Genomic DNA, 1,799 nt, shown 5'->3' on the forward strand with positions numbered 1-1,799 from the left:
CTGGCGGGAATGCGGCTCTTGCGTCATTAAATTCGTCTGCACGATATCGCTACGCACGTCAAAAGCGCGCCCTGCGAACAGCGCCTCCGCTCGGCCGTAGCCTCCCTACTTGCGCTTGAGGGCCTTGCCCGCGTGCCAGCAGTCGCCCACCTTCGCGCCCAGGGCGTAGTAGCCCAGGGTGGCCATGTCGAAGAGCAGGGGGCGCACCCTGGCGGGATCGGGCTTGCCTTTCGGGGTGAGCACGTCCTCGCGCGCCCAGGTTTTCACCACCTCGCCCACGAACACGTCGTGTGTCTCGAAATCGAGGGTCTTGTACAGGCGGCACTCCATGGCCACGGGGCAGGCCCGGATGAGGGGCGCGTGGGCCAGCTCGCCCAGGAAGTGCTCGAACACGCCGGACTTGTCGGTGTTCTTGCCCGTGACGATGCCCACGTAATCGGTCTCCACCATCAGGTCCTCGCCGGGGATGTTCACGCTGAACTCTCCGTGCTCCAGGATGCCCCTGCCCGAGTGGTGCGCCTTGTTGATGCCGAAGGTCAGGTACTGGGGCTGGCCATGGTTCATGATGCCCACGTGGGCCACGGCCAGGAAGTTGGCGCGGCCGTCCACCACGCAGCCCACGATGGTTGTCAGGGAGGGGTAGAGGGCGTTGACGGGTCCGATGTCCTTCATGGGATTCTCCTTACATCGTTGGTTGTACACGCAAATGGCAGGGTCGGGGCCAGGCCGCGCAATGCGGCGTCCTGGCCAAACCGTGGAGTCCAGGCGCTCGGTTCAGGCTTTCAGTCCGCACGTTCAGCCCGGCCGTACGGCTCAGGCGCTCAGTCCATGCCGTCCAGCTTGCGGCAGGATTCGTGGTTGAGCCGCGTGAGTTCGCGTCCGGCCTCCTCGCCCAGCACCGAGGAATAGGCCCGGTGGAGCGATTTCCAGCAGGCGGCCATGTCCGGGGCCAGCAGGCGGCCCCGCTCCGTGGGGCGCACCTCCACGGCCTTGCCCAGGCTCTTCTTTTCCACCAGGCCCTTGCGGGCCAGGCCGTCCACCAGACGCGTCACGGTGGAGGGGGCCAGTCGCAGGCGCGCGGCAAGCTCCTTGGGGCCGATGCCCGGCTCCTCCAGTGTCAGCATGAGCAGGAAGGCCTGGGATGGAGCCAGTCCCAGGGGGGCGAAGGCCTCCTCGCCCAGGCGGGTGACGGAGCGTGCCAGGGCGTTGGCGGTGAAGTAGAGGCAGCATTCGAGCAGGGTTTTGGAGTCGGCCACGCGGTCCTCATTGTTTGCGCATGCAACTATCAGGGGGCGGTGCTGGCGTCAAGAGCGGGCGCGCCCGGCCGGACCGGGCGCGTACGGCGGGAAACGGCCTACTGGGCGGGCTTCATGCCAGGAATCATGCCCTGCACGGCCGGGGGCAGGTCCATCTTCTGGTAGCCTGCCGGGACAGCGAAGCGCGAGGCCTCCACGGGCTGCACCTTGATGTTGCGGAACTCCATGGTGGCCGTGCCCTGGGGGCCTTTGGCCACCGAACGGATGGGCAGGCCCAGCTTGTCGGCGAACCAGGCGGTCATCTCGCCCTTGGCGGGGTCCTGCTTGAGCACGCGCTTTTCGCACTCCCAGCCGTCGATGGTCTCGCGGCCCACGGTCTGCCACTGGGCCGCCTCGCCCTGGGCCATGGGGTCGGCCCCGGCCTGGGCGGGGTCGAGCTTCGTCTCCATGTAGAGCTTGAGCTGCGGCTGGAGCATGATCACGCGGCGTCCCGGCGTGTCGGTGATGAGCACCTGGGGCACGCCCTGGACGGTGGACTCCACG

Annotated in this window: 3 protein-coding genes; all 3 read right to left on the minus strand. The window is 67.6% G+C overall.

Going from position 1 to position 1,799, the window contains the following annotated elements:
* Positions 1-105 precede the first annotated feature (105 nt).
* Positions 106-672: a flavin reductase family protein gene (locus tag ACV4UX_RS19180; protein WP_491594877.1), complete on the minus strand. Its 567-nt coding sequence runs from the start codon at positions 670-672 to the stop codon at positions 106-108.
* Between the two features lie 149 nt (positions 673-821).
* On the minus strand, positions 822-1,256 hold the full coding sequence (locus ACV4UX_RS19185) for a MarR family winged helix-turn-helix transcriptional regulator (RefSeq protein WP_491594878.1): 435 nt from the start codon (positions 1,254-1,256) through the stop codon (positions 822-824).
* A gap of 98 nt (positions 1,257-1,354) precedes the next feature.
* Positions 1,355-1,799: DUF4412 domain-containing protein (locus ACV4UX_RS19190; RefSeq protein ID WP_491594879.1), on the minus strand; the 445-nt coding region annotated here is incomplete at its 5' end.

Source organism: Fundidesulfovibrio sp. (assembly GCF_058402725.1).

Coding starts and splice junctions, on each gene's coding strand:
- ACV4UX_RS19180 (WP_491594877.1), bottom strand. CDS start 672: ATGAAGGACATCGGACCCGTCAACGCCCTCTACCCCTCCCTGACAACC.